We start from the raw sequence: 25,513 nt of genomic DNA, 5'->3' as shown, positions 1-25,513 counted from the left end.
CGAACGATCAAACCCGGCGTGTGAGATGGTCACGAACCGAGCGCTGGCACGACTCACAGCAGTCGATCAGCCGGACGACGGTCGAGACAACCGGGTACGGCGTTGGGAAGCCATCGACATCGTAGAGGTGGGCAACGAGCGAGCGGTGCGTGAGGCCGGCGTCCGCGCCGTGGCCGGTCGCGGATCCGAGCGTCTCCTGCCGGGATTCGAGACGCTCAGCACAGCGTTCGCGGTGGCGTTCGAGGGTCTCGTGACGGTCCCGAAGCGCCTCGAACCCCAGGTCGGACAGCGGCGTCTCGTCCGCACGAGCGATCCAGGAGACGATCGCGTCGACGTCCTCCCGCGCCGATCGGAGCGACTCGCGCTCCCGATCGAGGGCGTCACGGAGCGCGCGAAGCTCCGCACGCCGCGTCGCGATGGCCGACCGAACGGCCCGCTTGACGGCGGGCGTGAACCCGGCGTCGGTGCCGGGCGCGAGGACGACCGCGATCTCGTCGCCGAACTCCGAGCGGATCGCCCGAACGACTGCCGCGGCGGACGCGTCGGACGCGTTCGACCCCTCGTCGCGGGCGGACAGCACCGTCTCCGCGAACGCGTCGCGAACCGACCCGGTCCGGTCGGCTGCCTCCGCACCTCCGGCGACTCCTGCGTTTCCGGTGACTCCCGCGGCACCGTCGGGCGTTCCGGGGCGACCGGGCTGGCGATCGTGGTGATGCGCCGCGGTGATCCCGCCGTCGGCCAGTCGCGTCGGCTCCCCGGACGAGGAGGCGTGGCTGCCGACCGGGTCGAGATCGCGGACCGCCGCGTCGAACCGCCGAAATGCGGGCGTCAGCGAATCGACGCGCTCGGTCTCGGCGTCGACGCGGTCGAGCGCCGCGTGAACCGCCGTCTCGACGCTCATAGCCGATCACCGGCCGTGTCGGTCGCGTCGACGTCGGCCGCGTCGGCATCGGCTGTGTCGGCACCGGTCGCGTCGGCATCAGCTGCGCCAGCGTCACCAGTGTCGGCATCGGCCGTGTCGGCATCAGCTGCGCCAGCGTCACCAGCGTCGACATCGCCTGCGTCGGATCGGGGATCGGCGGACGCCGCAACGCGGCGTTCGTGGACGACGAGGTCCCGGTACGGGACGGAGTCGTCGTACCGCCGGAGCGATTCCCGATATCGCCGGCACGCCCGGGCGGCTCGAGCCGCCACCTCGCGGCTCTCGAAGACGAGCCCCGCAACGGGCGTCGGTCGATCGCCGGTTCGGGCGCAGGCGAGGTAGTACCGACCGGCGTCGCTGGCGAGCGATTCGATCCGCCGGCGGGTGTCGGCGAGCGTCTCCTCCATCATTTAGGTCGTCCTAAAACACGGGAGAGTAAATAGTTTTAGGTACACCTAATCATTGGAGGAGAACGCGGATGGGACAAACGCGGGTTTGAGCCATCACAATCGCTTTTGGGTGAACCCGTGTGGGTCCGCGTATGGTGAGACCCTCCAGACGGGACTTCCTCGGCGGAAGCGCCCTGACGCTGGCCGCGCTCACGGGAACGCTCGATCCCGACCGCGTGGCCGACTCGACGACGCCAACCGATCGGCGGAGCCTCGATGAGCTGCCCGACTCGGCCGCGAGCGCGATCGCGGCGCTGCCCGACGATGATTCGCTCGATCTCTCGTATCGATTGGTGGTGACGACGGACGTGGCGGATGCGGACGTGGCCGAGGACCTGTCACACGAGGCCCGCGTCGTGACGCGGGAGCTCGACGTCGCGGCCGCCGACCTCTCGACGGTCGTCACGGCGATCACCCACGACTACCGGCGCCGGATCACGGTAGCCGCCGGCTCCATCGACCGGCTGGACCGCGGCGAGGAGGTGGCGACCGTCGGCGACTGGCGGGTCGCCGACGACGGGGACCGCGAGGGGATGACGACCGTCAGCACCGACGGCGTCGCGGCGTTCGTCGCGGGCGAGGACCGATCCGGCCGCGTCGAGGCGGCGCGGGCGATCGCGACGGCGGCCGCGGGCGAAGCGGACGGGGAGGCCGCCGATCGACTGGTCGACGCGAACGCCGACGCCGATGCGGCGTTCGGGCTGGTCGAGTCGTTCGACACCGTCCTGTTCGCACCGGACGCCGCGGAGTCGGGCTTTCAAACCCCGGGCGCCTCCGCGGTCGGAACCGGAGCGATCCGCGCGTTCGCCGGGGGCTTCGAGATCCATCCGGCGCGTCTCCACGGCTCGGACGACCGCGCCGAGAACCGCTACCTGTTTTTCACCGACGATCCCAGCACGCCCGGCGACCGGGCGGTTCGCTCCCTGATCGAGGCGATCGGAACCGGGATCGTCGAGGAGGCGACGATCGACCGGTCCGGCGAGACGATCCGGGTCGACGCGGTTCTCGAGGCGCCGCCGGAGCACGACCACGAGAACGCGCCCGACGTCCGGGTCGGGACGACGGTCGCCGGAGAAGCTGACGGGACGTCGGGCGACGGAGAAGCTGACGGGACGGGGAGTGGCCAGGAGACGGGCGGCGTCACCCTCGAGCACCGCGGCGGCGAGACGGTCACGGGCGACGCCCTCGAGGCGCTCCAGCTGTGGGTCGACGGCGAGCTCGTCGACCGCCAGCCGGCCGACCGACTGGACCGGTTCGAGCCGGGCGACACGCTGACCGTCGAGACCGATCCCCTCGCGAGCGTCGTGCTCCGCTGGTTCGACGCGGAACGCAACGCCCACCGCGTCTACGCGAACGAGGCGATCGGCGCCGAGGCGTTCGCGATCGACCACGACGTCGAGGCGGAGACGGTCACGATCACCTACGTCGGCGACCGCGAGGCCGACGCCGGGAAGGTGGCGGTGACGCACCGGTCGGACGACGGAACGGTCCGAACGCCAGCCCCGTCGTTCGGGGATGGAGGCGGCGGGACCGCGGACGGGAGCGACGCGCTCACGAACGGGGACGCGGTCACGATCGAGGACGTCGGGATGGGCGACGTGGTTTCCCTAACCCTGACCGTCCCGTCGATCCCGGGCGTCCACCGGCGTCCGTTGCAGCGGTTCCGCGTCACGCCGCCGCGGATCCACGTCCACGACCATCCGGATCGGGGACTCATCGCGGCCTATCACGGCGAGGAGGACTACGACGCGTCCGCGTTCCGCGTGCTCGTCGACGGCGAGCCGGCCGACCGGCAGATCGCCGACGAGATCGAAACGCTCTCCCGAGGGGCTGAGATCCCGCTCGGCGAGTACCCGGTCGACAGCACGGTCACGATCGAGTGGCTCGACCCCGAGGAGCCGGTCGTCGTGGCCGAACACGAGGTGGTTCCCGAGGCGTTCGTCGACCTCGAGTACGACCCCGAGGCGGGGACGGTTCGGGTCGAGCACCGCGAGGGCGACGCGATGGCGGCCGACCGCGTGAAAATACGGGCGGACGGGGAGCCACTCGGGACGCAGCCGGCCGACGAGTACGAGGAGTTCGGTCCCGGCGATTCGCTGGCCGCCGAGGTCCCGCCGTTCGCCCGAGTCGAGGTCGTCTGGGTCGGCGCGGACGACGACGCGGAGAGCGGGACCGACGACGATGCGGCGGGCGGAAGGGACGAGCGGGACCACCACCTCGCCGGAACCACGACCGCACGCGAGGCGCTGAAGGCGCACTACGACCCCGGCGCCGCGGAGATGCGGCTGACCTACGTCGGGGCGCAGCCGGCCGACCCCGAGGGGCTGCAGGTCACGACCTACTCGCCGGCGGACGATTCGAGCGACCGCACGAGCGGCCGCCCGAGCGGCGGCGAGCGCGAGACCCTCGTGGTGGCCGAGGAGTACGACGAGCTGACGAGTGGAGACACGATCACCCTCACGGACGTCGAGATCGGCGACCGCGTGACCGTCAGCATCCGGACCGAGACGGCGAATATGGTGAGCGAGCGGTCGGTCGGCCACTACCCGACCGAGCCCCGTCACGGCTTCACCTTCCAGCCCGGCTCGGAGCTGGAGGCCGGAACGGGAGCTGACGGCCGGGAGACCGGAACGGGGACCGACCAGCGGGAAGCCGTTCCCGACGACGGCATCGCGGCGGTTTACCGCGATCCGGTGAGTCGCGACGCCGCTGAGTTCCGGCTGCTCGTCGACGACGAGCCGGCCGACACGCAGCCGGCGGACGAACACGACGTGCTCGAGCGCGGGGACGTCATTTCGCTGGGCGAGTTCGAGCCGGGAACGACGTTCGCCGCGGAGTGGACGCCGCCGGCGGAGCCGGTCGAGGCCGGCAGCCACGTGATCGCGCCGACGGCCGACTTCGCGGTCGACTACGACGCCGCGGACGGGTCGGTGACCGTGACCCACGACGGCGGCGGCGCGATCGCCGCCGAGCATCTCTCGGTCGTCGTCACGCCGGATCCGGGCCGGCCCGAACCGTGGAGCGGCGATGAGGCGGACGGATCGATCGACGAGGGCGATTCGACCACGGTCGAGGTGGGCCAGGATCCCCACCGCGCGTTCGTGCTGTTCCGTGAGCACGAGGTCATCGCGGAGAAACGGCTCGCCGAGAACGAAACGAACGAGACACGGGACGAGGGCGGCGAGACGGACGAAGCACGAACCACGGAAACCGGGACCGCGAAAGCGGAGGCGTCGGCTTCGGGATCGGCCGAATCCGCAGCCGAGGCATCAGGCGGAGCCTCGGACGGCAGTTCTGCCGAATCGTCCGCCGGCGCCGAAGCAGCCGCGGACGCCGAGGCGGAGTGACGGCCCGACGATCTGGTGACGTTCCGGTTCGGAGCCGAATTGCTTATAAATAAACTCCGACGGTCCGCGAACGGCTTATAAATCACGCGCCGACCAGCGGAAAGCCGGCGAGCGAGCTGACGGCCGTCCGCCGAAGTTGCTTATAAATGGACGTCGGCGGGCGACGTCAGTTCTCGATCGCGAAGCCGAGCGACCCGCCACTGCCCGCGGCCAGCGCCTCGTGGTTCCGGCGGGAATCGATCACCGTTTCGCAGGCGGGGCACTCGTAGGTGAGGGAATCGGCGCGAACGTGGATGACCCAGTCGCCGTTGATGCGACTTTCGTGACCGCACGCAAAGCAATACAGCGTCGCCTTGTCGGGCGGCCGTCGCTCGGCGGTGGATGGAGAGGGCGTCATTTCCCGAACTACTCCCCGAACGGGGATAACCGTATCGTCCGGTCCCCTCGCGTGCCAACTCCTCACCCGGGAAACGAGGCGGATCCGGCGACGAGACCGGCCAGTTGCGGGACCGGACCGTCGTTCGTGGGACCGAGCCGTCGTCCGTGGGACCGGACCGTCGTTTGTGAGGGCCGATCAGTCGGCGGCGAAATCGGTCAGTCGTCGGCCGGCGCGACGCCGGTCGGGCCGGATCCCGGCCCGGTCGCGTCCCGGGTCGCGGCGACGTAGGCCATGATCAGCATCGCGACGATCAGGGCGCTGCCCCACAACAGCGTGGTGGGAACGAGAAACGCGAGCCCGAGGCCCTCGCCGAGCCAGACGGCGCCGGGAACGCCCCACTGCCCCGCGAGGAAGAGTCCGGTGACGGCGGTTCGAAGCGTCCCGGTTACCTCGAGCGCGGGGACGGCAAAGCCCATCACGATAGCGAGGATCGACAGGACGCCGAGGTGGGCGTGGCCGCCGATCATCCATCGCGGCACGGCGTCGCCGCCGGCGAGGATCATCGCCTGGTGGAGGCCGACGGCCATCATCACTGCCAGTCCGACGAATCCGGATACCTTGAGCACCTTCGTCATATCCAGCGGGATTACCCGATTCACCACCAATAAATATCGGGGACGGAAGCAACGTTCTCCGGGACGTGGACGTGCAATCGAGGGGCTGTGAACCGGGTTCGGCGACCGGAGCCTAGGAGAACCGGACGCCGAGGTCGTGGAGCCCGTCGTTGTGCATCGCGAGGGTGACCAGCAGGGGCGTGATCGACTCGACCTCGGGAGCGTTGGCGATCCCGCCGGCGTCGAGCGCGCGGAGCCCGTCGATGTCCTCCGCGAGCATCCGGACGATCTCCTTCGCGTCCTCGTCGTCGCCGAGGATCAGGGTGTCGATCCCGAGGTCGGCGTCGAGGTTCGCGAGCCGGGCCGCGGCGAGGTTGTGGAACGCGCCGACGACCGACACGTCGTCGGGCGCGGCGTCGGCGGCGATCCGCGTGACGCTCCCCGCGCCGGGACGGTGGTAGCGGAACCCCTCCTCCTCGCGTTTCATCCCGACCGCCGGGGAGACGAGCACGTCGTCGTCGTCGAGCTTCCCGGCGATCGACTCGACCGTGTCGCCGACGTGGTACGGCGGGACGGCGAGGACGATCACGTCCCCGCGGTCGGCCGCCATCCCGTTCTCGAAGCCGTTGATCGTGACGTCGACGCCGCGGCTGTCGAGCTCGGTCTCGTACTCGTCGGCCTTCGCGTGCGCCTTCTCGGCGTCGCGGGAGCCGATGACGACGTCGTGGTTCGAGTGGAACGCCCACCGGAGCGCCAGCCCTTCGCCGATGTCGCCGGTGCCGCCGAGGATGGAGATGCGCATACCGGGAGTGGTCGTGGCTCGCCCTTAGCGGTTGCGTCACTGGAAACATCGGACGGTGGCGGAGGAAACGGAGTTCGAGGCACCTCGCCCGCGACCGCGGTTGTTCGGTTGTTCGCTCGAGGGCGGGAACGGCGTCACTCGAACAGCTCGGGCAGCGCGTTCACGTCGTCGACCACGGCGTCGGCGCCGGCGTCGACGTACTTGCGCCGCCCGGACTCGCCGGTCAGTCCCCCGGTCAACACGCCGATCCCGTAGTAGACGCGCTCGGAGTCGACCTCGTCGGCGTTGCGCGCGGTCCGGACGTCGTCGAGCGTGTCGCCGACGAAGGCCACGGTCGTCGCCTCGAACCGGTCGGCGAGGGTGACGAGCGCGGCGGGGTGCGGCTTGCCCTCCGCCCAGTCGTCCATCGTGAACCGGTGGATCTCGGGGAGGTCGAGCCCGACGCGGTCGAGGGCGATCTCGGCCTCGGCCGCCGGACGGCCGGTAACCACTCCGACGTCGAAGCGCTCCTGCAGGGCGTCGATGGTGCCGGGATCGACGAGCACCGGCTCGTCGTGGATGTACCCGTCCGCCTCGATCGGGGGATCGCCCCCTTCGAGGTCACGATAGAGCTCGGACCCGAGGTACAGCGCCTGAAAGATCGCCCGAAGCCGGTCGGGATCCCAGGCCTCGCGAACCGCGTCCCACGCCGCGGCGTCGAGCGCGTCCGCAAGCACCGCCTTCGCGCCCGCGAGTCCGCCCCCGGCCTCGGCGACGCGGTCGGCGAACGCCTCGACCGTGAGGTCGATCCCGGGGTCGCGGCGGCCGGCGAGCACGTACAGCGCCGCGGCGTCGGTCAGCTCCCAGTCGTTGTTGAACCCGCCGGCGTCCTTGAAGGGCTGGACGTCCTCGCGGGCGATCGTCGCGCCGTAGACGCGGTCGATCGACTCCACGATCGCCCGCCGGTAGGAGTCGGCGACGTCCACGAGCACCCCGTCGATGTCCAGCACGACTGCGTCGACCTGCATACCCCCGACTCCGAGGGCCGCGAGAAAAACCGTTCCGACTGGCGTCGGGCCGCCGTCGGCACGGTCGGCGATCCAACGAGCCCGACGAGCGGTCAGTCCGCGAGAACGAAGACGGTTTCCGGTCCCGCCGATCGACGCTCGAGCGAGGGCGGCAAGGACGGGGAGGGGACCTCGAACCCGAGCGTCGTGAACGCGAGCGGGGCGCCGATCCGGCTCGCGAACCGGGCGGTCGCGGGCTGTATCTCCGCCGGGAGGTTTCGCGCGTAGACGGCGTCGACCGCGGGGGGCGAAGGATCCCCCGGGCGGTCGTCCGCGGTTGATGACGATCCATCAGTAACGGACGACGAGCCGTCGGCGAGGGCGTGCACGTCCGCTCGGATGAACCGGACCCCGGACGGAACGTCCCGTTCGGTGACGTCGATCGCGATCACGTCGTGTCCCGCGTCCGCGAGCGTGCGGGCCGCGTCGTGGCGATCCCCGATCCCGACCTCGACGACGGTCAGTCCCGCAGCGGCCGCTCCGGGGCTCGAGGCAGCATCCGATCCGTCGTCCGCGACCGGCCGGTCGCGAGCGAGGAGCTCGGCGACGGCGGCGACGATCGGCGGTGGGTCGGATCCGGTCACGTCGGGCCATTTATGACAGGGGGGAGCATAACGGCTTCCATGCTCGTGGACATCGTTCCGGTCGGCGAGGTCTCCGCACGGGTCAAACGGGAGGCCTCGAGCGCGCTGCGGTCGGTCTACGACTGCGAGGTGACCGTACACGACGAGCAGTCGATCCCGGCGTCCGCCTACGACGACGGGCGCGACCAGTACCGCGCGGAGGACCTGATCGAGACCGTGAGCCGCGTCGGGGGCGGCGAGAAGAACATCGGGATCACCGCGCGGGACCTGTTCTACCGCCGCCGGAACTACGTCTTCGGGCTCGCGTACCTCAACGGAAACGGGTCGGTCATCTCGACCTACCGGCTCCAGACCTCCTCGGACGGCGGGATCACCTCCAAACCCCAGCGCGAGGTCGTCGACGACCGGGTCCGCAAGGAGGTCGTCCACGAGATCGGCCACACCCTCGGGCTCGAACACTGCGACAACAGCAAATGCGTGATGTCCTTTTCGCCGACCGTCCGGGAGGTCGACGTCAAGGAGGAGAACCTCTGCGGCTCCTGTTCGCGGTCGATCCGCTGATCGCCTTTCCGCTCGGTTCCACGTCGGTCACCGGTCCCGTCCGGTTCCACGTCGGTCACCGGTCCCGTCCGGTTCCACGTCGGTCACCGGTCCCGTCCGGTTCCGTGTGGGATCACGTCGATCGACCGCGTTCGCGGCCCGTCACACTCCACCAGCAGGACCGCCTGCCAACGCCCGAGGTCGAGCGTCCCGTCCGAGACGGGAACCGTGACGCTCTCGCCGAGCAGCATCGCACGCAGGTGGGCATCGGCGTTGTCGTCGAGTCGGTCGTGTTCCCAGCCCTCGTCGGGCACCAGCTCCTCGAGGAACGTTTCGACGTCGCCGAGCAGCCGCGATTCCGGCTCGTTGACGACGACGCCGGCGGTCGTGTGCCGAACGAAGACGGTCACCAGCCCGTCCGCGTCCGTCGTGATCGCGGCCTCGACGCGGTCGGTGACGTCGTGCACCGCGGTTGGTCCGTCCGTCTCGATGGAGATGGGCATCGTACGCGACCGAACGCGGGCGACTCCGAAAACGACACCGGACGACGTCGGCGGACGTTCGAGACCGAGCCGGCGTGGTCGGCCGTCAGTTCCGGCGATCCGGTTCGAGATCAGGCCGGATCCGCGGGGCGGTCCTCGGTCCGTGACTCGGCGACCGCGAAGGTGAGCGTGCTCAACACGCCCAACAGCGTGCCGGCCGTGAGCACGAGCGCGAGGTCGCCGAGCAGGAACGACCGCACGCCTGCGACCGGCGGGAGGAAGAAGCCCGACAGCGCGTAGAGCACGGCGGCGATCGACACCACGTAGACGGGCGCGTTGAGGTACCGCCAGCGGAACCGGCCGGCGAGGTACTCGTCGGTGATCTGCCCGAGGCTGGAGGTGATCCCCGCGGCGGCCAGCCACTGGACGGCCCCGTGGACGACGGCGGCGACCGCGGGACCGACGGGCATCGGGTCGTCGGGGGCGATCGTCGCGCGGACGGTCTCGAAGGTCTCGTACCCCTGTACGCCGCCGATCACCAACAGCGCGAGCGCGACGACGTAGGTGATGAGCGTCACGCGGCCGGCGTAGAGGACGTTCCGGACGCGGTCGGCCGTCGTGTCGACGGCGGACTCGAGCCCGAGGCCGCGGAACAGCGAGTACAGGCCCAGCAGGGCGGAGATGATCCCGAGCACCATCGCGCCGGCGACGTCGAAGAGGTTCGCCAGGACGACCAGCGGATAGATGAGCAGCAGGATGCCGAGCGGGACGAGGATGGTCCCGCGCGTCTCGGGGTCCGCAAGCACCTGCTTCATCGTGTAGTACATCGACTCCAGGTTCTGGGCCTGCCGAACGACGACGCGGCGCACGCCGTCGACCGGCAGCCGGGAGCGGATCACCGGGAGGACGGACTCGTCCTGGGCGCCGTCGGTGATGACGATCGCGCTGACCTCCTCGCCGCTGGACAGCTCCGCGAGCACCCGGTCGACCTCCTCACCGACCTTCCGGTTGGCCTGGACGTCGGAGCCGTCGACGCCGGTGACGGCGGCGACGGCCACCTCCTCGTCGCTCGTGGCGGCGAGCTCGTCGTGGACGGTGACTCCCTGAAAGAGGACGTTGACGTCCGAGTCCTCCGGGTCGACCGTCGCGAGCGCGACCGCGGCCTCGGTGACGGCGTCGCGGCCGATGACGGGGGTGTCGGTCCCCGTCTTCCGGCCGAGGTCGTCGTCGAGGTCGACGCAGAGGACGAGCAGCATCGGTGACGGCTACGGGGCGGGCGGGCATATGCTTTCGGCCGATCGGCCGCCACTGGCGGCCGCGGTCCATCGATGAGCGAGCGTGCCACACCGGGATCGTCGGTTCGGACGGTTTTTGAGGCCCGAGCCGCTATCGTGGAGTAGATGATATCGAAGGGCTGTGAACAGTGCGCCAAGGGCGGGAAGATGGTCCTGTTCGTCTACGGCTACTGTGACCAGCGGGACTGTTTCTACTGTCCGCTCGGCGAGAAGCGCAAGAACGTCACCGACGTCTACGCCAACGAGCGCCTCGTGGAGGACGACGAGGACGTCATCACCGAGGCCAAGCGGATGGACGCGCTGGGGACCTCGATCACGGGCGGGGAGCCCCAGGAAGCCCTCGAGAAGACCTGCCGATACCTGCGGCTGTTGAAGGACGAGTTCGGCGAGGACCACCACACGCACTTATATACCGGGATCCCGGGCGGCCGGGAGAACATGCGCCGCCTGAGCGAGGCCGGCCTCGACGAGATCCGCTTCCACCCGCCGCTGGAGCTGTGGGGCGACCTCCACGGTACCGAGTGGGAGGAGATCCTGTATATCGCCCGCGAGGAGGGGCTCACGCCGGCCTTCGAGATCCCCGGCATCCGCGCGGAACCGGAGTTCATCGAGTTCCTCGAGGAGGGCGCCGCCGAGTTCTGCAACGTCAACGAGTTCGAGATGAGCGACGGCAACTACCGGCGGATGCAGGAGGAGGGCTTCGAGCTTCAGGAGGGACACATGTCCGCGGTCGAGGGCTCGAAGGACGACGCGATCGTCTCGGAGATGGCGAGCCACGAGAAGGTCTACTTCTGTACCTCCGTGTTCAAGGACGCGGCCCAACACCGGAACCGCCTCAAGCGGATGGCCAAGAACGTCCGCCGGGAGTTCGACGAGGTCACCGACGACGGGACGCTCGTCTACGGGAAGGCGTACGCCGACCCTGACCGCTTCGATGCCCTGGGCGTTCCCGAGGAGTTCTACACGGTCAAATCGAACCACGTCGAGGTCGCCTGGTGGCTCCTCGAGGAGATGGTCGAGGAGGGGGACCTCGACGAGGGGGAGATCATCGAGCAGTACCCGACGGTCGACGGGACCGTCGTCGAGCGGACGCCGGTCGCATAATCCGGCAGCGGCTTCTCCTCGCGTTTCCGTCGCGTCGTTCCGGCTCTCCTTAGTTGCGGTCGGCGTCGGCCAGCAGCTGCGAGGCGTTCACGAGCGACTCGAGCTCGACGTCGTGGTCGGCGAGCAGCTCGGCGGCACCCTCCTCGCGGTCCACGACCACGAGGACGCGGTCGACCACGGCGCCCGCATCGCGCAGCGCCTCGACGGCGTCGAGCGCCGATCGGCCGGTGGTCGCGATGTCCTCGAGGACGACGACCGACTCGCCGTCGGCCAGCCGGCCCTCGATCCGGTTACCGGTGCCGTACTCCTTGGCCTGCTTGCGCGCGATGACGTAGGGGCGGTCGAGCTCGGCCGCCGTGACCGCCACGAGCGGCACGGCGCCCAGGGCGACGCCGGCGAGCTTCGCGTCCACGTCGGCGAGGCGGTCGGCGAAGGCGGCCGCGATCAACCGGAGACACTCGGGGTCGGTCTCGAAGAGGTACTTGTCGACGTAGTAGTCGCTCGTGCCGCCGTGGGAGAGCTCGAACTCGCCGAACCGCACGGCGTCGGCCGCACGCAGCGCGGCGATGAGGTCGGCGGTCTCCGCCGTCGAACCGGATCGCGTCTCCGTCTCGTCCATACGTCGGTAGCGCGCTTCCGGGAGTATAAACCGGTCGAAACGGCCGAACCGAGCGGGCACGGCCCGGCCGAATCGGGCGGGTATGGCCCGGCCGAACCGAGCGGGCACGGCCCGGCCGAATCGGGCGGGTATGGCCCGGCCGAACCGAGCGGCCGTGAATCGCCGACCGGAACGATCGTGGCGCCGGCAAACGGACCCCATTGCGCGATCGGAAAAACTAAAGTACTGTCACGGTATACCATACCGTGTATGTCGTCAGCACCCAGCACGAGCGACGGTCTGTTCGACGAATTCCTCGAGGACCGCGGTCACGAGACCGAGATCGTACGCTGGGAGCGATCGTATAACAAAAAGCAGTGTCCCGAGTGCGGCGGCCTCCACGAGGAGTCGGCCAGCGAGTGCCGCGTCTGTGGCTGGGACCCGTACGCCTGAGCCGGAGACGCACGGCGAACGTCCGCGACCCTTTTTATGCGATACCGTCACCATCGGTGAGTGATGACCGAACGACGATCGGTACCGATACCGGAAACGACCGTATCGGAGCAGCCACCGGAGACGATCACGGGAGAACGGACGCCGGGGACGACCCGAAACCGGAGGCGGCGGACCGGACGGACCGAACGACGGCAGCCGGTCGCCGACGCGACCGGGTCGGTCGGCGTATCGGGGCAAGGACAACGCTTAACCGCCGAGTCACCGTTCCGTGAGGTACGACTATGGGTGTGATCGAGGACGTCTACGAGGACCTCGAGACCGACGTCGAGTTCGACGCGTTCGAGGCGGCGGTCGAGGACAAGGTCGAACAGATGGGCGGGCTCGCGGACGAGGAGACGGCCGCGATGCTCATCGCCCACGAACTCCGCGACGAGGAGGTCGAGACGATCGCGGACATCGAGCCGGGGATGGACGACGTGAAGTTCCTCGGCAAGGTCACCTCGATCGGCGAGATCCGGACCTTCGAGCGCGACGATGACGACGACCGGGAGGAGGGACGCGTCTGTAACGTCGAGATCGCCGACGAGTCCGGCTCGGTCAGGGTCGCCCTCTGGGACGAGATGGCGACCGGCGCCGCCGAGGAGCTCGAGGTCGGCGACGTGTTGCGCGTGATGGGGCGCCCGAAGGAGGGCTACAACGGCCTCGAGGTGAGCGCGAACAAGGTCGAACCCGACGCGGACGCGGAGGTCGACGTACAGCTTCTGGACACCTACCGCGTCGAGGACCTGACGCTCGGCGCCTCGGACGTCACGCTGGTCGGCACGGTGCTCGAGGCCGGCGACGTCCGAACGTTCTCCCGGGACGACGGCACCGAGGGACGGGTCGCGAACCTCACCCTCGGCGACGAGACCGGCCGCGTCCGCGTGACGATGTGGGACGACCGGGCCGACCTCGCGACGGAGTTCGAGGCGGGCGAGGTCGTCGAGGTCGTGGACGGCTACGTCCGCGAGCGGGACGACGACCTCGAGCTCCACGTCGGGAACCGCGGATCGATCGAGTCCGTCGACGAGGCGGTCGAGTACGTTCCGGAGACGACGGACATCGCCGACCTGGAGATCGGCGAGACGGTCGATCTGGCCGGCGGCGTGATCGAGACCGACCCCAAGCGCACCTTCGACCGCGACGACGGCTCCGAGGGACAGGTCCGCAACGTCCGCATCAAGGACGACACCGGCGAGATACGGGTGGCGCTGTGGGGCGAGAAGGCCGACGCCGGGATCGAGCTGGCCGACGAGGTCCTGTTCACCGACGTCGAGATAAGCGACGGCTGGCAGGACGATCTCGAGGCGTCGGCCAACTGGCGGTCGACCGTCAGCGTCCTCGAGACCGGGAGCGCGACCGACGGCCACCGGACGGGGGGATCGACGGCCGGTGGGACGACGGAAGCGGCCGAGACTCGACCCGAAAGCGAGGGACTCGACGCGTTCGCCGACGGCGCCGACGAGGCCGCGACCGAGGGGACCGGCACGGAGCGTGCACAGTCCGACGGCGGCCCGGCGGCTGCGGCGGCCGCCGCGACCGACGCTCCCGTCTCGGACGGGGCCGACGGATCGGCGACCGGCAACGGGACGGAAGCGACCGGCAACGGGGCGAAAGCGACCGACAACGGGACGGAGACGACGGTCGAGTTCACCGGGACGGTCGTCCAGGCCGGAAACCCGGTCGTGCTGGACGACGGGGACCGAACGAGGAGCGTCCGGACCGACGAGACGCTGCGCCTCGGCGAGGAAGTGACGGTACGCGGCCCCGAACGCGACGGTCGGATCGACGCCGAGGACGTCTTCTAGACGGCGGTCGACGCCGCCGAGCGGATCCGGAGCTCCGCCGACCGATTTCGAGCGGGGCGAGCCACGGGAATGACGGCACGTATACCCCCGACAGCACCTAACGAAAACGGAGACGGCGAGTAACGGAAAGCGTTATACGGCGGAGCGACCCGAGTGTGTGTATGAGTGTCGAGTTGCCGTTCGCCCCGGTCGACCAGATCATCCGGCGGAACGCCGGCGACCTCAGGGTCAGCGCGGACGCGGCGGAGGCGCTCGCGCGTCGCGTCCAGGACCACGGCGCGTCGCTGGCCGTCGACGCCGCCGAGCGCGCGACGGCGGACGGACGGAAGACGCTGATGGCCGCGGACTTCGACGTCGAGCAGGTCGTCGACCGGGAGACCCTCACGCTCCCGGTCGCCCCGGTCGACCGGATCGCGCGATCCCGCATCGACGACCGCTATCGCGTCGGGATGGACGCGCGGATCGCGCTGGCCGACGTCCTCGAGGACTACGCCGATAACGTGGCGAGCGCGGCGGCCACGCTGGCGCGACACGCGGACCGACGGACGATCCAGGCCGAGGACATCGAGACCTACTTCGCCCTGTTCAACTAACATGCAGTTCGGCTACTCCGAGGTCTGTCTGGAGCACGACACCGGCGAGCGGCACCCGGAGACCCCGGACCGGCTCCGGGCGATCCGCAAGGGACTCCGGCAACGCCACGGCGTCTCCTACCACGAGGCGACCCCGGCGACCCGGTCCGCAGTAGCCGCGGTCCACGACGAGGACTACGTCGACGAGGTCGAGGCGTTCTGTGCCGACGGCGGCGGGAACTGGGACCCCGACACGGTCGCCTGCGAGGAGACGTGGGACGCCGCGCTCGCCTCGGCCGGGCTCGCCCAGTGGGCGGCCCGGGAGGCGCTCGCGGGCGCGACCGGTCGGGACGCGCCGTTCGCGATCGGCCGACCGCCGGGTCATCACGCGGTGGCCGACGACGCGATGGGGTTCTGTTTCGTCAACAACGCCGCCGTCGCCGCACAGACGGTCATCGACGAGGAGCCGGTCGACCGGGTCGCGATCTTCGACTGGGACGTCCACCACGGAAACGGAACCCAGGACATCTTTTACGACCGCGGCGACGTCCTCTACGCCTCGATCCACGAACAGGGGCTGTATCCCGGTACCGGCGAGATCGACGAGACGGGGACCGGCGACGGCGAGGGCGCCACGGTGAACGTGCCGCTGTCGGCCGGCGCGGGCGACGTGGAGTACTGTGCGGTGCTCGATGAGGTGCTCGATCCGATGCTCGCGGCGTTCGATCCCGACCTCCTGCTCGTCTCGGCCGGATTCGACGCCCACCGCCACGACCCCATCTCCCGGATGCGGGTCTCCTCCGAGGGGTACGCGCTGCTCACCGACCGGGTCCGCGACATCGCCGACCGGATCGGCGCGGCCCTCGGATTCGTGCTCGAGGGCGGCTACGGGCTCGACACCCTCGCGGAGGGCGTCGGAATGGTCCACGAGACGTTCGACGGCCGCGAGCCGGTCGAGCCGGAGGGCGAGCTCAACGGGTCGACGCGCGTGCTCATCAACGACGTCGAGTCACAGTTCGACCGCTGACCGGATCGCCTCCCGGATCGCCGCGCGACCGCCGATAGCCGCCAACCGGTCGGCTCCGCGGTTCCGAACCGCACGCCCCGAACCGCACGCGTACGTCAGGGCCGCGGCTCGAAGTAGGAGCGAAGCTGTCTCCCGAACCCGTCCGCCAGCGACGCGACGTCGTCGCCGACGAGCACCTCCCGGTCAGCGATCGCGTCGACCAGCTGCGCGCCGAGGCCGACGTCCGAGAGGTCCTCCTCGGCGAGGAACGCGGCAGCGCTCGTGATCGTTCGCTCCCGCTCGACGACGTACCGGTCGCCGTCGAGGAACGGGCCGTAGGTGTACGGGTCCCCGTCGTCGGCGTAGGCGTCGTAGAACCCCTCCGCGTGTTCCCGCACCGCGACCGGGGGGCCGCGGTGGGTGGCGACCGCGGGCAGCGACTCGCGGAGGGGTTCGATGAGGATGACGGCGCGGCCGCGGTCGGCGGAGCCGGTCCCCCGTGCACGGTCCGCGGCAGCCGGCTCGCCCTCGACCATCGTCCGCGACCGGAGCACCGGAAACTGGCGGTCCTCGAGGGCGCGGACGATCCCGTCGCGCGACTTCCGGAGCTGCGGCCACAGCTGGTCGTCGACGAGCGCCGGCGGCTCGAGGACGATCGCTATCGGAGTCGTTCCGCGCCGGTCGACGTGCTCGCGGACCGCGTCGGCCGAGATCGGCTCCCGGGCGGGCGGGAAGAAGGGCGTCGGACTCGGGTCGGCGAGGTACGCGCGGGCGTGGTGTTGCAGCCGGGCGAGGTTGCGACCGGAGCAGACGGCCGCCACGTTCCGCTCCGGATCGGTGGGATCGATCACGACGAGCGGGTCGTCGAAGGTCGCCGTGCCGTGGTCCTCGGGGTCGAGTCGAACGGGCGGGTGCCAGTCGGCGGCGGCCCGCAGGAGCGGCTCGAATCCGCCGTGCTCCACGACCAGCAGCTCCGTCAGATAACCCGAGAAACCCCGCGTCCGGAGGTCGCTGCCGTAGGCGCCGATTCCCTTGAGGAACCGCTTCGCGAGCAGCACGTCCGCCGCGAGATCGTCGGTGAGCCGTGCGGAGAGGTAGGCGTCGTGAAACGGCGTGCGGTCGACGGCCGATCGGATCTCGCTCGCGTCCGCGACGTCGTAACACGGGACGAGATCGACGTCGAACCCCTCGAGGGTGCCCGTGACGTAGGGGTGTTCGGCGTACTCCTCGTGGCCGTCCGGCAGGACGGCGTGGCCGATCGAAAGTCCGTACCGCTCGAGGTCGGCCCGGGGCAGGTCGGTCGGGAACCGGACGAAGAGGTCGATGTCCCGGTCCCCCGACAGCCACGTGCCGCGGGCGGTCGACCCGACGCGAACCACGTCGACGTCGCCATCGGGGCCGGCGGTCAGGTCGGCGTCGAGCTCCGCGACGGCCGCCCGCGTCCGGTCGACGAGTCGGGCGGCGACCGACTCGAGGCGTTCCCGCTCGGCCGGGTCCGGCGTGATGCGGTCGAGGACCGACCGCCGAACCGATTCCGGATCGCTCATACGGACCGCTTCAGCCGGTCGGCGTGAAAGGATGTCGGTCGGAACTGGCTCGCGACGGGCGACCACGTCCGGATCCGCGACCGGACCGTGACGATCGGCTCGCAACTCGATCCGTACCCCGGGCCGCGGCGATCGGGTGCCGCTGGCGTGACGCGTGGAACCGACCGACGCGACGCGTGGAACCGACCGACGTCGGCGGGTGAAAACGAAAGCCCTATCAAAAGGAGACCAGTATGAACGCGTGCAAGCCGAAGTAGCTCAGTTGGTAGAGCGCCTCGCTGTTAGGACGATCGGCTTTCCCCGTTCGTCGCAGTCACGAGGCGGTCCCAGGTTCGAGTCCTGGCTTCGGCGCTTCTTCCGTCTCCCAACTATGGAGCGTTTCGTCCCGGGAACGGACCCGGATCCGATCGGTTTCGAGGCGTCCGAGCCTCGAGGTGTCAGATCCGGCAGTGGCCGAAGGCGGTAGGCTAAAGAGGCATCGACGGATAGCCCGTGATGAGGGCCCTTAGCTTAGTCCGGCTGAAAGCGACTCGCTCATAACGAGTTGAGCGTTGGTTCAAATCCGACAGGGCCCATCAAAACGGTGGTCGATTCGGAGCCGACCGCACCCGTCCTCATCCCGTCGTTTTCATCCCGGCGGCGATGCCCTTGACGGTCAGCCGGAGCGCCCGGTCCTCCATCGCCGATCGGGAATCTCGGTCGAGCAGCCGAACCTGCAGCAGGTTCAGCGGGTCCACGTAGGGGTTGCGTCGCTCCAGGCTCTCCGTCAGCCAGCCCCGCTTGACCAGCGTCTCCCGGCCGGTGATCGCCCGAACCAGCTCGACGGCCCGGTCGTGCTCCTCGCGGATCCGCCCGAAGACGCGGTCGCGAACGTCGGGATCCGCAAGGGCCGCGTACTCGGCGGCGATCTCCAGGTCGGTCCGGGCCAGCGAGAGCGCGGCGCTGTCGAGGATCGTCCGGAAGAACGGCCACGACTCGTACATCGCCGCGAGCGTCTCGACGTCGCCGCCCGATTCGAGGTACGCGTCGAGGCCCGTCGCCAGCGAGTACCAGCCCGTGATCGGACACCGCGTCTGCGTCCACGCGAACACCCACGGGATCGCGCGGAGGTCCTCGACGGTCCGTTCCCCGCTCCGGGAGGCCGGCCGCGACCCGAGGTTCAGCTCCTCGATCACCGAGATCGGCGTCGCGTCGCCGAAGTACTCGAGGAACCCGTCGGTCGCGAGCAGCTCGCGGTACGCCTCACGGGCGGCGTCGGCCGCCGTCTCCATCGCCGCCTCCCACTCCGGCTCCACGGGGTCGGCCTCGCCCTGGAGCGCGCGCAGCCGCGCGCGAATCTGGGCGTTCAACAGCCGCTCGAGCTCGCGGGTCGCGATCCGCGGGTTCGCGTACCGCTCGGCGATCGCCTCGCCCTGCTCGGTGTACTTCACCGCTCCCGTCACCGTCTCGGGCGGCAGCGACAGCAGCGACTCCGCGACCGGACCCCCGCTCCGGGAGATCGAGCCGCCCCGACCGTGAAACAGCCGGAGCTCGACGCCGTGCTCCTCGGCGATCGTCGACAGCCGCCTCTGGTTGCTGTACAGCGCCCACTGGGCCGCGAGGTAGCCGTTCTCCTTGTTCGAGTCCGAGTAGCCCAACATCACCTCCTGGACGTCCCCGCGCGCGGCGACCGCGGCCGCGTACGCCTCGTTCTCGAACAGCGTCCCCATGATCCGCCGGGCGTCCGAGAGCGCGTACTCGGTCTCGAGCAGGGGGACGACGTCGAGCCCGCTGTGCTCCGGTAGGTCGACGACCCCGGCCGCCGCGGCCAGGAACAGCACCTCCAGGACGTGGGATGGCTCCTCGCACATGCTGATGCAGTAGGTGTCGATCGCGTCCGCGCCGTACTCGCGCTGCCAGTCGGCGAGCTTCGCGAACCGCTCGAGCACGCGAGCGGTCGTGTCGGAGCCGTCCGCGAGCGCGTCGAACGCGACGAGGTCGGGGGCGTCGTCCATCGCGGCGGTCAGGAACCGGACGCGCTCGGACTCGTCCATCGCCGCGTAATCGATCCCCGCGCGGTCGAGCGCCTCCGTAACCGCCTGCGTGTGGTTCTCCTGATGATCCCGGAGGTCGAGGCTCGCGAGGGTGAAGCCGAACGTCGCGACGGTGCGAACCAGCGGGTCGACGTGGGTCGCGGCGACGTCGCTCGCGTCGTTCGCCCGCAGGTCGGCCGCGAGCGCCTCCAGGTCGCGTCGGAACGCGTCCGCGTCCGCGTAGCCGCCGGGGCGAACGTCGCCGACGCGGTCGAGCCGCTCGTGGATACACAGCAGCTTCTGGCGGTACGGCTCGTTCGGGTACCGCGACTCCGCGCGCTCGGCGACGTCCGGTAGTTGGTCCTTGTCGCGGGCGAGCGACTCCCGGACGTCGTCGCCGAGTTCGAGCCGGCTGGCGTCCTGGCTGAGCACGTTCGAGAGCGACCGCACGCGGTCGCGGTAGCCCTCGAGGGCCGCCTCGCGCTGGCGCTCGAGCGTTTCGGCGGTCACCGCGGGCGTGACGTGCGGGTTGCCGTCCCGGTCCGACCCCGCCCACGACCGGAACTCCAGGAGGGTCGGACCGGCGGGACCGTCGTCGGCGAAGGCGGCGACCGGCTCGAGGACGTCGCCGACCACGTCGAAGAGGACGTTCTCGAGGTACCACTGGACGTTCGACACCTCGTCGATCGGCTCGGGTCGACGGTCGCGCACCTGCGGGGTCTGCCAGAGGCTGGTCACGTCCGCGCGAAGCTCGCGTTCGAGCCGGTCGCGCTCGTCGTCGGTGAGCAGACGCTCGTCGAGCTCCGCCAGCGTCCCGGCGACCGACCGGAGTTTGGTCTTGACGGTCTTGCGGCGCGCCTCGGTCGGGTGGGCGGTGAACGTCGGCTCGACGAGGACGTCCGAAAGGACGCGTTCGGCGACCTCCGGATCCGCCTCCCTCAGCAGGGCGATCGCCTCCGCGAGGCCGTCGTCGGGGACGTCGGCCTGCGACTGCTCGCGGAGCGCCCGAACGCGCTCGCGCTCCTCGGCGAGGTTGATCAGCTCGAAGTAGGCGGTGAACGCGCGGGCGACGACCAGCTGCCCGTCGGCGCCGCTCGCCGCGAGCGTCGACCGGAGCGGGTCGCGCGAATCGAGCGCGTCCTCGGACGAGCGGTACGCGATCGCGTCGGTCCGGAGGGCTTCGACGGTCTCGAAGGCGTCCGCGGACGCCTGTTCGGTGAGTACGTCCCCGACGAGCGCCCCGAGATCCCGGACGTCTCGTCGGATATCACGTCGGTACAGGTCCATACGGGCCACCTGCGCCGGACCCTCATTAAACGTGTTCCTTGCTAACACAACACATTCTATGGCGGACACGTCGTGGTCGGAACGGCGGCTTATTTAAGTGAGCCGTCGCCGAACGCCGTATATGGAACCGATCACCGTCACGGCGGCCGCGAAGGGGTTCACCTGCAACGCCTATCTGGTGCCCGGATCGACGACGACGCTGGTCGACGCCGGCACGATGTCCGGCGTCGAGGACGTCATCGCCGACCACGTCGACGACCTGGACCGGGTCGTCCTCACGCACCAACACGCCGACCACGTGGGCGAGCTGGACGCCGTCCTGGACGCCTTCGGGGCCGACCTGTACGCTTACGGCGACCACCCGCGCCGGGACGTCGCGATCGCGGACGGCGACGAGGTCACGGTCGGCGACGAGCGATGTGAGGTGGTGTACACGCCGGGCCACGCCGTCGACCACGTCGCGTTCGTCGGGACGGACCGGCTCTACAGCGGCGACGTCGTCGTCTACAACGACGGTGCCTTCGAGGACGGCTCCTTCGGCCGCACCGACATGACGGGCCAGTCACGCGAGCGGCTGATCGAGAGCCTGCAGGACCTCCTCGACCGGCTTCCGGACTCCGTCTCCGAGCTGTACGCCGGCCACGGCGACGTCTATCGGGAAGCCGAGGGCGACGAGTCCGTTCACGCCGTGATCGAACGCGCGCTCGACCGGGCGGAGCGGCGGGAGCCGAAATACCCCGACGAGTAGCGCATCGGCCGGGACCGACGACTCCGGCGGAGAAAAACGGGAAAACGCGGTGGTGGCGCTGCGCGGCGATCGCGCGTCGGCTAGGCGGCGCGGCGCTCGGTCGCCTTCGGACGGAGGTTCTTGTATCCGCACTTGCGACACTCGTCGGCGTCCTTCGGGTTGCGGGCGTTACAGCGCATACACACGAGCTTCTCGAGCGTTCGCTTCTTCGCGGCGTCGAAACTGGCCATACGTGCCGATACGCGGGTACGCGCTAAAAGCTTGCGAGACGGAGACGCAACTCCGGGAAGCCGGAGACGTAACTCGGGACCGATGCGGGAAATCGAGAAACGACCGTCGGGATACGCTCCGGATCGTGTGAACGATTACGCGGCCGCGGCGGCCTGCGAGATGGCGTCCTCGAGGTCCTCCTTCTGGGTGACCCCGACGAACCGGTCGACGACGCCGTCGTCGGACTCGACGATGAGCGTGGGCAGCGACCGGACCTGGTACTGGTTGGCGACGTCCTGCTGTTCGTCGACGTCGATCTTCTGTAGCTCGAAGGCGTCCCCCAGCTCCTCCTGCAGTTCTTCGAGGATCGGGTCCTGGGTCTTACACGGGCCGCACCAGTCGGCGTGGAAATCGAGGAGTCGAACGGTCATAATGCGCTATGGATGATAGCGTCGGCGCGTGCATAAGGGTTACTCACGCGGCAGCACCGTTGGCGGTCGACCGTTCGGACCGGCGGGTCCCGCGGCGTCGAGTCGGACCAGCGTCGAACCGGTTCCGGTCCGCGTCAAACGGTTCCGACCCGCGTCGAACCGGTCCCGGCCTGTGTCGAAACGTTTACGCGAGTGGCAGCCGGAGGTCGGGGTATGAGCAGCGGTCAGAACTCCGGCGGGCTGATGTCCAGCGCGGGACTAGTCCGGTATTTCGACTCCGAGGGCCGGGACGCGATCAGGATCGACCCGAAAACGGTGATCGCCTTCGCGGTCCTGTTCGGCGTCCTCGTCCAGATCGTCTCGTTGACTATCTGATCCACGGAACCGAGCCGAGCGGGAGAGAACGCGCCCTTTTTGGGAGCCGCACGCGGAGTGACGGGTATGAAAGCAGGCGTCCTCGCCGTGCAGGGCGACGTGTCGGAACACGCCGCGGCGATCCGGCGTGCGGCCACGGCCCACGGGGAGTCGGCGGAAGTCGTCGAGATCCGGGAGTCGGGACTCCTTCCGGAGTGTGACGTCCTCCTGTGTCCGGGCGGGGAGTCGACGACGATCTCGCGGCTGATCCGCCGCGAGGGGATCGCGGAGGAGATCCGCGAGCACGTGGCCGCCGACAAGCCCGTGCTCGCGACCTGTGCCGGACTCATCGTGCTCTCGGCGGACGCCAAGGACGACCGCGTCGAGACGCTCGGACTGATCGACGCCACCGTGGACCGGAACGCCTTCGGTCGACAGGCCGACTCCTTCGAGGCCCCGCTCGCGGTCGACGGGCTCGCGGACCCGTTCCACGCGGTCTTCATTCGCGCGCCGCTCATCGACGCGGTCGGCGATGGCGTCGAGGTGCTGGCGAGCTGGGAGGACCGCCCCGTGCTCGTCCGCGACGGACCGATTCTCGGCTGTTCGTTCCATCCCGAGCTGACCGACGACCCGCGGATCCACGACCTCGCCTTCTTCCCGGAGGTGGCGGCGACCGTATGAGCGACGAATCAGCGGGCAGCGAATCCAACGGGACGGCTGCCGACGCGACGACCGACGGGACGACCGCGGACGTCCTCGACGATCTCTGCGCGACGATCGAGGACCGGAAGCGCGAGCTGCCCGAGGGTTCCTACACCGCCTCGCTGTTCACCCACGAGAAGGGGGAGAACGCGGTCCTGGAGAAGCTTGGCGAGGAGACGACGGAGACGATCCTCGCGGCCAAGGACGACGACGACGCGGAGCTGCTCTCCGAGAGCGCCGACCTCGTCTACCACCTGCTGGTCCTCCTGGCGGTGAAGGACCTCGACGTCGACGACCTCCGGGACGAACTCGAGTCCCGGTTCGGCTAGCACGTCCGATTCCGCCGGCGGATTCCGCTTCTGCCGGCGGACGCGCCGCTCCCACGAACGGGCAGGTCAAAGCATACTTACCGCCAGCGCGGCGATGACTACCCAATGAGTACCGAGACGGAGGGGACGACCGAGGACCGGCGGAAGTACGAGTTCCGCAAGGTCATCGAGGAGCTCCAGGACTACGAGGGCTCCGGCACGCAGCTCGTCACGATCTACATCCCCGAGGACAAACAGATCGCCGACGTCGTCGCCCACGTGACCCAGGAACACAGCGAGGCGTCGAACATCAAGTCCAAACAGACCCGGACGAACGTCCAGGACGCCCTGACCAGCATCAAGGACCGTCTGCGGTATTACGACACCTACCCGCCAGAGAACGGGATGGTCATCTTCTCGGGAGCCGTCGACTCCGGCGGCGGCCGAACGGAGATGGTCACGAAGACGCTCGAGTCTCCCCCGGACCCGATCGAGTCGTTCCGCTACCACTGTGACTCGAACTTCCTCACCGAGCCGCTCGAGCACATGCTCGCGGACAAGGGCCTGTTCGGGCTCATCGTGCTCGACCGCCGGGAGGCCAACGTCGGCTGGCTCAAGGGCAAACGCGTCGAGCCCGTCAAGTCCGCCTCCTCGCTCGTGCCGGGCAAGCAGCGGAAGGGCGGCCAGTCCGCACAGCGGTTCGCCCGCCTGCGGCTGGAGGCGATCGACAACTTCTACCAGGAGGTCGCGGAGATGGCGAACGACCTGTTCGTCCCGAAGCGCCACGAGCTGGACGGCATCCTCGTCGGCGGCCCCTCCCCGACGAAGGACGAGTTCCTCGACGGCGACTACCTCCACCACGAGCTGCAGGACACGGTGCTGGGCAAGTTCGACGTCTCCTACACCGACGAGTCCGGCCTCTACGACCTCGTCGACGCCGGCCAGGAGGCGCTGGCCGACCAGGCGATCGTCGACGACAAAAACCAGATGGAGGAATTCTTCGAGAACCTTCACACCGGCGAGAAGGCGACCTACGGCTTCGAGCAGACCCGCCGGAACCTGATCATGGGCTCCGTCGATCGACTGCTCCTCTCGGAGGACCTCCGCTCGGACGTCGTGGTCTACGAGTGCCCCAACGGCCACGAGGAGTACGAGGTGGTCGACAGCCGCCACTCGACGCCGGACCACGAGTGCGCCGAGTGCGGCGAGGAGGCGGCGGTCCAGGAGCGCGAGGACGTCATCGAGCATCTGATGGCGATCGCCGAACAGCGCGGCACCGAGACCAAGTTCATCTCCACCGACTTCGAGAAGGGCGAGCAGCTGCTCGACGCCTTCGGCGGGATCGCCGGCCTCCTGCGGTACTCCACCGGCGTCTAGAGAAACTCGTCGGGCGGCTAGAGAAACTCGTCAACCTGTTCGAGTCGTCTCGACACGTCGAAGTGGGGTTTTTGAACCGTTTCCGCCAGCCGGTCGAGCGTCAGGTAGACGTCGACGCCCGCGTCTTCGGCGTACTCGAACAGCTCGACGATCGCCGACCGGTTGAGGGCCAGCGATCCGAGCTTTCCGCAGGCGAGCAGGAACGCCACCCCGCCCTCGCCGTCGGGGATCGCCTCGTCGACGTCGGCCGGGGTGCCCGGGTCGGCGGTATCAGCGTCGGCTGGCTGGACGCGGAGACAGCCCCGACAAACCGCGACCGTCTCCGACCCGGCGTGGTCACGCAGGTCGACGGGAACCCGCAGCGCGACGCGATCGCTCCCGCAATCGGGACAGGACATGGCGGGCGTTGGAACCGAGCGACGGTAAAAGGACGCGACATCGAGGTCGGATGCGGAAGGAAAAACGAGAACGGAACCCGTGACCGGGAAAAACGG

27 protein-coding genes and 2 tRNA genes are annotated in these 25,513 nt (G+C 69.5%); 14 read left to right on the top strand and 15 right to left on the bottom strand.

Features of this window, described 5'->3' with window-relative positions:
- Nucleotides 1-7 precede the first annotated feature (7 nt).
- Both BLV25_RS04610 and BLV25_RS04605 read right to left on the bottom strand, forming a co-directional pair.
- Nucleotides 8-901: a DUF7260 family protein gene (locus BLV25_RS04610; protein ID WP_092731100.1), complete on the bottom strand. Its 894-nt coding sequence runs from the start codon at nucleotides 899-901 to the stop codon at nucleotides 8-10.
- Nucleotides 898-1,329, bottom strand: coding sequence for a DUF7552 domain-containing protein (locus BLV25_RS04605; protein WP_143114384.1), 432 nt, complete (start codon nucleotides 1,327-1,329; stop codon nucleotides 898-900). Before BLV25_RS04605 ends, BLV25_RS04610 begins: the two co-directional genes overlap by 4 nt.
- A gap of 134 nt (nucleotides 1,330-1,463) precedes the next feature.
- On the opposite strand from BLV25_RS04605, the gene BLV25_RS17270 reads away from it, so the two are divergent.
- Nucleotides 1,464-4,718: a hypothetical protein gene (locus BLV25_RS17270; RefSeq protein ID WP_092731096.1), complete on the top strand. Its 3,255-nt coding sequence runs from the start codon at nucleotides 1,464-1,466 to the stop codon at nucleotides 4,716-4,718.
- 166 nt (nucleotides 4,719-4,884) lie between these two features.
- On the opposite strand, the gene BLV25_RS04595 is transcribed toward BLV25_RS17270, so the two are convergent.
- The 5 genes from BLV25_RS04595 to BLV25_RS04575 form a co-directional block, all read right to left on the bottom strand.
- Complete coding sequence (locus tag BLV25_RS04595; protein ID WP_021073142.1) at nucleotides 4,885-5,115, bottom strand: hypothetical protein; 231 nt, start codon at nucleotides 5,113-5,115, stop codon at nucleotides 4,885-4,887.
- Nucleotides 5,116-5,312: 197 nt separating this feature from the next.
- A complete protein-coding gene (locus BLV25_RS04590) occupies nucleotides 5,313-5,732 on the bottom strand; it encodes a hypothetical protein (protein ID WP_021073141.1) in 420 nt (139 codons plus the stop codon).
- 112 nt (nucleotides 5,733-5,844) lie between these two features.
- Nucleotides 5,845-6,513, bottom strand: a complete 669-nt coding sequence (npdG, locus tag BLV25_RS04585; protein ID WP_021073140.1) for an NADPH-dependent F420 reductase — start codon at nucleotides 6,511-6,513, stop codon at nucleotides 5,845-5,847.
- A 134-nt stretch (nucleotides 6,514-6,647) separates the two neighbouring features.
- Nucleotides 6,648-7,520, bottom strand: a complete 873-nt coding sequence (locus tag BLV25_RS04580; protein WP_021073139.1) for a TIGR01548 family HAD-type hydrolase — start codon at nucleotides 7,518-7,520, stop codon at nucleotides 6,648-6,650.
- A gap of 92 nt (nucleotides 7,521-7,612) precedes the next feature.
- Complete coding sequence (locus tag BLV25_RS04575) at nucleotides 7,613-8,143, bottom strand: UPF0146 family protein (RefSeq protein ID WP_021073138.1); 531 nt, start codon at nucleotides 8,141-8,143, stop codon at nucleotides 7,613-7,615.
- A 39-nt stretch (nucleotides 8,144-8,182) separates the two neighbouring features.
- Between BLV25_RS04575 and BLV25_RS04570 the strand changes: the two genes are divergently transcribed.
- Nucleotides 8,183-8,704, top strand: a complete 522-nt coding sequence (locus BLV25_RS04570) for an archaemetzincin family Zn-dependent metalloprotease (protein ID WP_021073137.1) — start codon at nucleotides 8,183-8,185, stop codon at nucleotides 8,702-8,704.
- 83 nt (nucleotides 8,705-8,787) lie between these two features.
- On the opposite strand, the gene BLV25_RS04565 is transcribed toward BLV25_RS04570, so the two are convergent.
- Both BLV25_RS04565 and BLV25_RS04560 read right to left on the bottom strand, forming a co-directional pair.
- Nucleotides 8,788-9,186, bottom strand: coding sequence for a secondary thiamine-phosphate synthase enzyme YjbQ (locus tag BLV25_RS04565; RefSeq protein ID WP_021073136.1), 399 nt, complete (start codon nucleotides 9,184-9,186; stop codon nucleotides 8,788-8,790).
- A gap of 110 nt (nucleotides 9,187-9,296) precedes the next feature.
- The gene (locus tag BLV25_RS04560; protein ID WP_021073135.1) at nucleotides 9,297-10,421 is read right to left on the bottom strand and encodes a DUF373 family protein; all 1,125 of its coding nucleotides are present in this window, start codon (nucleotides 10,419-10,421) and stop codon (nucleotides 9,297-9,299) included.
- 144 nt (nucleotides 10,422-10,565) lie between these two features.
- On the opposite strand from BLV25_RS04560, the gene BLV25_RS04555 reads away from it, so the two are divergent.
- Nucleotides 10,566-11,564, top strand: a complete 999-nt coding sequence (locus BLV25_RS04555; RefSeq protein ID WP_092731094.1) for a radical SAM protein — start codon at nucleotides 10,566-10,568, stop codon at nucleotides 11,562-11,564.
- A gap of 49 nt (nucleotides 11,565-11,613) precedes the next feature.
- Here BLV25_RS04555 and pyrE read toward each other — a convergent pair whose 3' ends face one another.
- Nucleotides 11,614-12,183 (bottom strand): orotate phosphoribosyltransferase, encoded by a 570-nt coding sequence (pyrE, locus tag BLV25_RS04550; RefSeq protein WP_021073133.1) that lies wholly within the window; start codon nucleotides 12,181-12,183, stop codon nucleotides 11,614-11,616.
- A 249-nt stretch (nucleotides 12,184-12,432) separates the two neighbouring features.
- On the opposite strand from pyrE, the gene BLV25_RS04545 reads away from it, so the two are divergent.
- The 4 genes from BLV25_RS04545 to BLV25_RS04525 all read left to right on the top strand — a co-directional run bounded on the left by BLV25_RS04545 (nucleotide 12,433) and on the right by BLV25_RS04525 (nucleotide 16,064).
- On the top strand, nucleotides 12,433-12,615 hold the full coding sequence (locus tag BLV25_RS04545; protein ID WP_021073132.1) for an HVO_0416 family zinc finger protein: 183 nt from the start codon (nucleotides 12,433-12,435) through the stop codon (nucleotides 12,613-12,615).
- Nucleotides 12,616-12,899: 284 nt separating this feature from the next.
- Nucleotides 12,900-14,465, top strand: coding sequence for a single-stranded DNA binding protein (locus BLV25_RS04535; protein WP_039400034.1), 1,566 nt, complete (start codon nucleotides 12,900-12,902; stop codon nucleotides 14,463-14,465).
- A gap of 161 nt (nucleotides 14,466-14,626) precedes the next feature.
- Complete coding sequence (locus tag BLV25_RS04530) at nucleotides 14,627-15,058, top strand: histone family protein (RefSeq protein ID WP_021073130.1); 432 nt, start codon at nucleotides 14,627-14,629, stop codon at nucleotides 15,056-15,058.
- A 1-nt stretch (nucleotide 15,059) separates the two neighbouring features.
- Nucleotides 15,060-16,064 carry a histone deacetylase family protein gene (locus BLV25_RS04525; RefSeq protein ID WP_092731090.1) on the top strand — a complete coding sequence of 335 codons (1,005 nt, stop codon included), beginning with the start codon at nucleotides 15,060-15,062 and terminating at the stop codon, nucleotides 16,062-16,064.
- 95 nt (nucleotides 16,065-16,159) lie between these two features.
- On the opposite strand, the gene cca is transcribed toward BLV25_RS04525, so the two are convergent.
- On the bottom strand, nucleotides 16,160-17,590 hold the full coding sequence (cca, locus tag BLV25_RS04520) for a CCA tRNA nucleotidyltransferase (protein ID WP_021073128.1): 1,431 nt from the start codon (nucleotides 17,588-17,590) through the stop codon (nucleotides 16,160-16,162).
- A 247-nt stretch (nucleotides 17,591-17,837) separates the two neighbouring features.
- Between cca and BLV25_RS04515 the strand changes: the two genes are divergently transcribed.
- Nucleotides 17,838-17,941 (top strand) — tRNA-Asn (locus BLV25_RS04515).
- A gap of 148 nt (nucleotides 17,942-18,089) precedes the next feature.
- A tRNA-Ile gene (locus BLV25_RS04510) sits at nucleotides 18,090-18,165 on the top strand.
- Nucleotides 18,166-18,204: 39 nt separating this feature from the next.
- Here BLV25_RS04510 and BLV25_RS04505 read toward each other — a convergent pair.
- Nucleotides 18,205-20,889 (bottom strand): phosphoenolpyruvate carboxylase, encoded by a 2,685-nt coding sequence (locus BLV25_RS04505; protein WP_092731088.1) that lies wholly within the window; start codon nucleotides 20,887-20,889, stop codon nucleotides 18,205-18,207.
- Between the two features lie 121 nt (nucleotides 20,890-21,010).
- On the opposite strand from BLV25_RS04505, the gene BLV25_RS04500 reads away from it, so the two are divergent.
- The gene (locus BLV25_RS04500; RefSeq protein ID WP_021073126.1) at nucleotides 21,011-21,637 is read left to right on the top strand and encodes an MBL fold metallo-hydrolase; all 627 of its coding nucleotides are present in this window, start codon (nucleotides 21,011-21,013) and stop codon (nucleotides 21,635-21,637) included.
- Between the two features lie 80 nt (nucleotides 21,638-21,717).
- On the opposite strand, the gene BLV25_RS04495 is transcribed toward BLV25_RS04500, so the two are convergent.
- The gene (locus BLV25_RS04495) at nucleotides 21,718-21,867 is read right to left on the bottom strand and encodes a 50S ribosomal protein L40e (protein WP_021073125.1); all 150 of its coding nucleotides are present in this window, start codon (nucleotides 21,865-21,867) and stop codon (nucleotides 21,718-21,720) included.
- 135 nt (nucleotides 21,868-22,002) lie between these two features.
- Nucleotides 22,003-22,278 carry a thioredoxin gene (gene trxA, locus BLV25_RS04490; RefSeq protein ID WP_021073124.1) on the bottom strand — a complete coding sequence of 92 codons (276 nt, stop codon included), beginning with the start codon at nucleotides 22,276-22,278 and terminating at the stop codon, nucleotides 22,003-22,005.
- 213 nt (nucleotides 22,279-22,491) lie between these two features.
- Between trxA and BLV25_RS04485 the strand changes: the two genes are divergently transcribed.
- From BLV25_RS04485 to prf1, 4 genes are all read left to right on the top strand, one after another.
- Nucleotides 22,492-22,653: a preprotein translocase subunit Sec61beta gene (locus tag BLV25_RS04485; protein WP_021073123.1), complete on the top strand. Its 162-nt coding sequence runs from the start codon at nucleotides 22,492-22,494 to the stop codon at nucleotides 22,651-22,653.
- A 66-nt stretch (nucleotides 22,654-22,719) separates the two neighbouring features.
- Nucleotides 22,720-23,313 carry a pyridoxal 5'-phosphate synthase glutaminase subunit PdxT gene (pdxT, locus tag BLV25_RS04480; RefSeq protein ID WP_021073122.1) on the top strand — a complete coding sequence of 198 codons (594 nt, stop codon included), beginning with the start codon at nucleotides 22,720-22,722 and terminating at the stop codon, nucleotides 23,311-23,313.
- A complete protein-coding gene (gene hisE / locus BLV25_RS04475; RefSeq protein WP_021073121.1) occupies nucleotides 23,310-23,663 on the top strand; it encodes a phosphoribosyl-ATP diphosphatase in 354 nt (117 codons plus the stop codon). The genes pdxT and hisE overlap by 4 nt, the downstream gene beginning before the upstream one ends.
- A 105-nt stretch (nucleotides 23,664-23,768) precedes the next feature.
- On the top strand, nucleotides 23,769-25,019 hold the full coding sequence (gene prf1 / locus BLV25_RS04470; protein ID WP_092731086.1) for a peptide chain release factor aRF-1: 1,251 nt from the start codon (nucleotides 23,769-23,771) through the stop codon (nucleotides 25,017-25,019).
- Nucleotides 25,020-25,036: 17 nt separating this feature from the next.
- Here the strand turns inward: prf1 and BLV25_RS04465 are convergent, their stop codons facing one another.
- A complete protein-coding gene (locus tag BLV25_RS04465) occupies nucleotides 25,037-25,417 on the bottom strand; it encodes a DUF6276 family protein (RefSeq protein ID WP_092731084.1) in 381 nt (126 codons plus the stop codon).
- Between the last annotated feature and the right edge of the window lie 96 nt (nucleotides 25,418-25,513).

Source organism: Halopenitus persicus (assembly GCF_900107205.1).
Classification (GTDB): Archaea; Halobacteriota; Halobacteria; order Halobacteriales; family Haloferacaceae; genus Halopenitus; species Halopenitus persicus.
The sequence above is the reverse complement of the archived record's forward strand: the minus strand, read 5'-3'. Positions and strand labels throughout refer to the sequence as shown.

Excerpts from the sequence above, each read along its gene's own strand:
- BLV25_RS04610 (WP_092731100.1), bottom strand. The coding sequence starts at position 901 with ATGAGCGTCGAGACGGCGGTTCACGCGGCGCTCGACCGCGTCGACGCC.
- BLV25_RS04590 (WP_021073141.1), bottom strand. The coding sequence starts at position 5,732 with ATGACGAAGGTGCTCAAGGTATCCGGATTCGTCGGACTGGCAGTGATG.
- BLV25_RS04565 (WP_021073136.1), bottom strand. The coding sequence starts at position 9,186 with ATGCCCATCTCCATCGAGACGGACGGACCAACCGCGGTGCACGACGTC.
- prf1 (WP_092731086.1), top strand. The coding sequence starts at position 23,769 with ATGAGTACCGAGACGGAGGGGACGACCGAGGACCGGCGGAAGTACGAG.
- cca (WP_021073128.1), bottom strand. The coding sequence starts at position 17,590 with ATGAGCGATCCGGAATCGGTTCGGCGGTCGGTCCTCGACCGCATCACG.
- BLV25_RS04580 (WP_021073139.1), bottom strand. The coding sequence starts at position 7,520 with ATGCAGGTCGACGCAGTCGTGCTGGACATCGACGGGGTGCTCGTGGAC.
- BLV25_RS04605 (WP_143114384.1), bottom strand. The coding sequence starts at position 1,329 with ATGGAGGAGACGCTCGCCGACACCCGCCGGCGGATCGAATCGCTCGCC.
- BLV25_RS04545 (WP_021073132.1), top strand. The coding sequence starts at position 12,433 with ATGTCGTCAGCACCCAGCACGAGCGACGGTCTGTTCGACGAATTCCTC.
- BLV25_RS04535 (WP_039400034.1), top strand. The coding sequence starts at position 12,900 with ATGGGTGTGATCGAGGACGTCTACGAGGACCTCGAGACCGACGTCGAG.
- BLV25_RS04560 (WP_021073135.1), bottom strand. The coding sequence starts at position 10,421 with ATGCTGCTCGTCCTCTGCGTCGACCTCGACGACGACCTCGGCCGGAAG.
- BLV25_RS04495 (WP_021073125.1), bottom strand. The coding sequence starts at position 21,867 with ATGGCCAGTTTCGACGCCGCGAAGAAGCGAACGCTCGAGAAGCTCGTG.
- hisE (WP_021073121.1), top strand. The coding sequence starts at position 23,310 with ATGAGCGACGAATCAGCGGGCAGCGAATCCAACGGGACGGCTGCCGAC.
- pyrE (WP_021073133.1), bottom strand. The coding sequence starts at position 12,183 with ATGGACGAGACGGAGACGCGATCCGGTTCGACGGCGGAGACCGCCGAC.
- BLV25_RS04500 (WP_021073126.1), top strand. The coding sequence starts at position 21,011 with ATGGAACCGATCACCGTCACGGCGGCCGCGAAGGGGTTCACCTGCAAC.
- pdxT (WP_021073122.1), top strand. The coding sequence starts at position 22,720 with ATGAAAGCAGGCGTCCTCGCCGTGCAGGGCGACGTGTCGGAACACGCC.
- BLV25_RS04595 (WP_021073142.1), bottom strand. The coding sequence starts at position 5,115 with ATGACGCCCTCTCCATCCACCGCCGAGCGACGGCCGCCCGACAAGGCG.
- BLV25_RS04555 (WP_092731094.1), top strand. The coding sequence starts at position 10,566 with ATGATATCGAAGGGCTGTGAACAGTGCGCCAAGGGCGGGAAGATGGTC.
- BLV25_RS04570 (WP_021073137.1), top strand. The coding sequence starts at position 8,183 with ATGCTCGTGGACATCGTTCCGGTCGGCGAGGTCTCCGCACGGGTCAAA.
- BLV25_RS04530 (WP_021073130.1), top strand. The coding sequence starts at position 14,627 with ATGAGTGTCGAGTTGCCGTTCGCCCCGGTCGACCAGATCATCCGGCGG.
- trxA (WP_021073124.1), bottom strand. The coding sequence starts at position 22,278 with ATGACCGTTCGACTCCTCGATTTCCACGCCGACTGGTGCGGCCCGTGT.
- BLV25_RS04465 (WP_092731084.1), bottom strand. The coding sequence starts at position 25,417 with ATGTCCTGTCCCGATTGCGGGAGCGATCGCGTCGCGCTGCGGGTTCCC.
- BLV25_RS04485 (WP_021073123.1), top strand. The coding sequence starts at position 22,492 with ATGAGCAGCGGTCAGAACTCCGGCGGGCTGATGTCCAGCGCGGGACTA.
- BLV25_RS04525 (WP_092731090.1), top strand. The coding sequence starts at position 15,060 with ATGCAGTTCGGCTACTCCGAGGTCTGTCTGGAGCACGACACCGGCGAG.
- BLV25_RS17270 (WP_092731096.1), top strand. The coding sequence starts at position 1,464 with ATGGTGAGACCCTCCAGACGGGACTTCCTCGGCGGAAGCGCCCTGACG.
- BLV25_RS04505 (WP_092731088.1), bottom strand. The coding sequence starts at position 20,889 with ATGGACCTGTACCGACGTGATATCCGACGAGACGTCCGGGATCTCGGG.
- npdG (WP_021073140.1), bottom strand. The coding sequence starts at position 6,513 with ATGCGCATCTCCATCCTCGGCGGCACCGGCGACATCGGCGAAGGGCTG.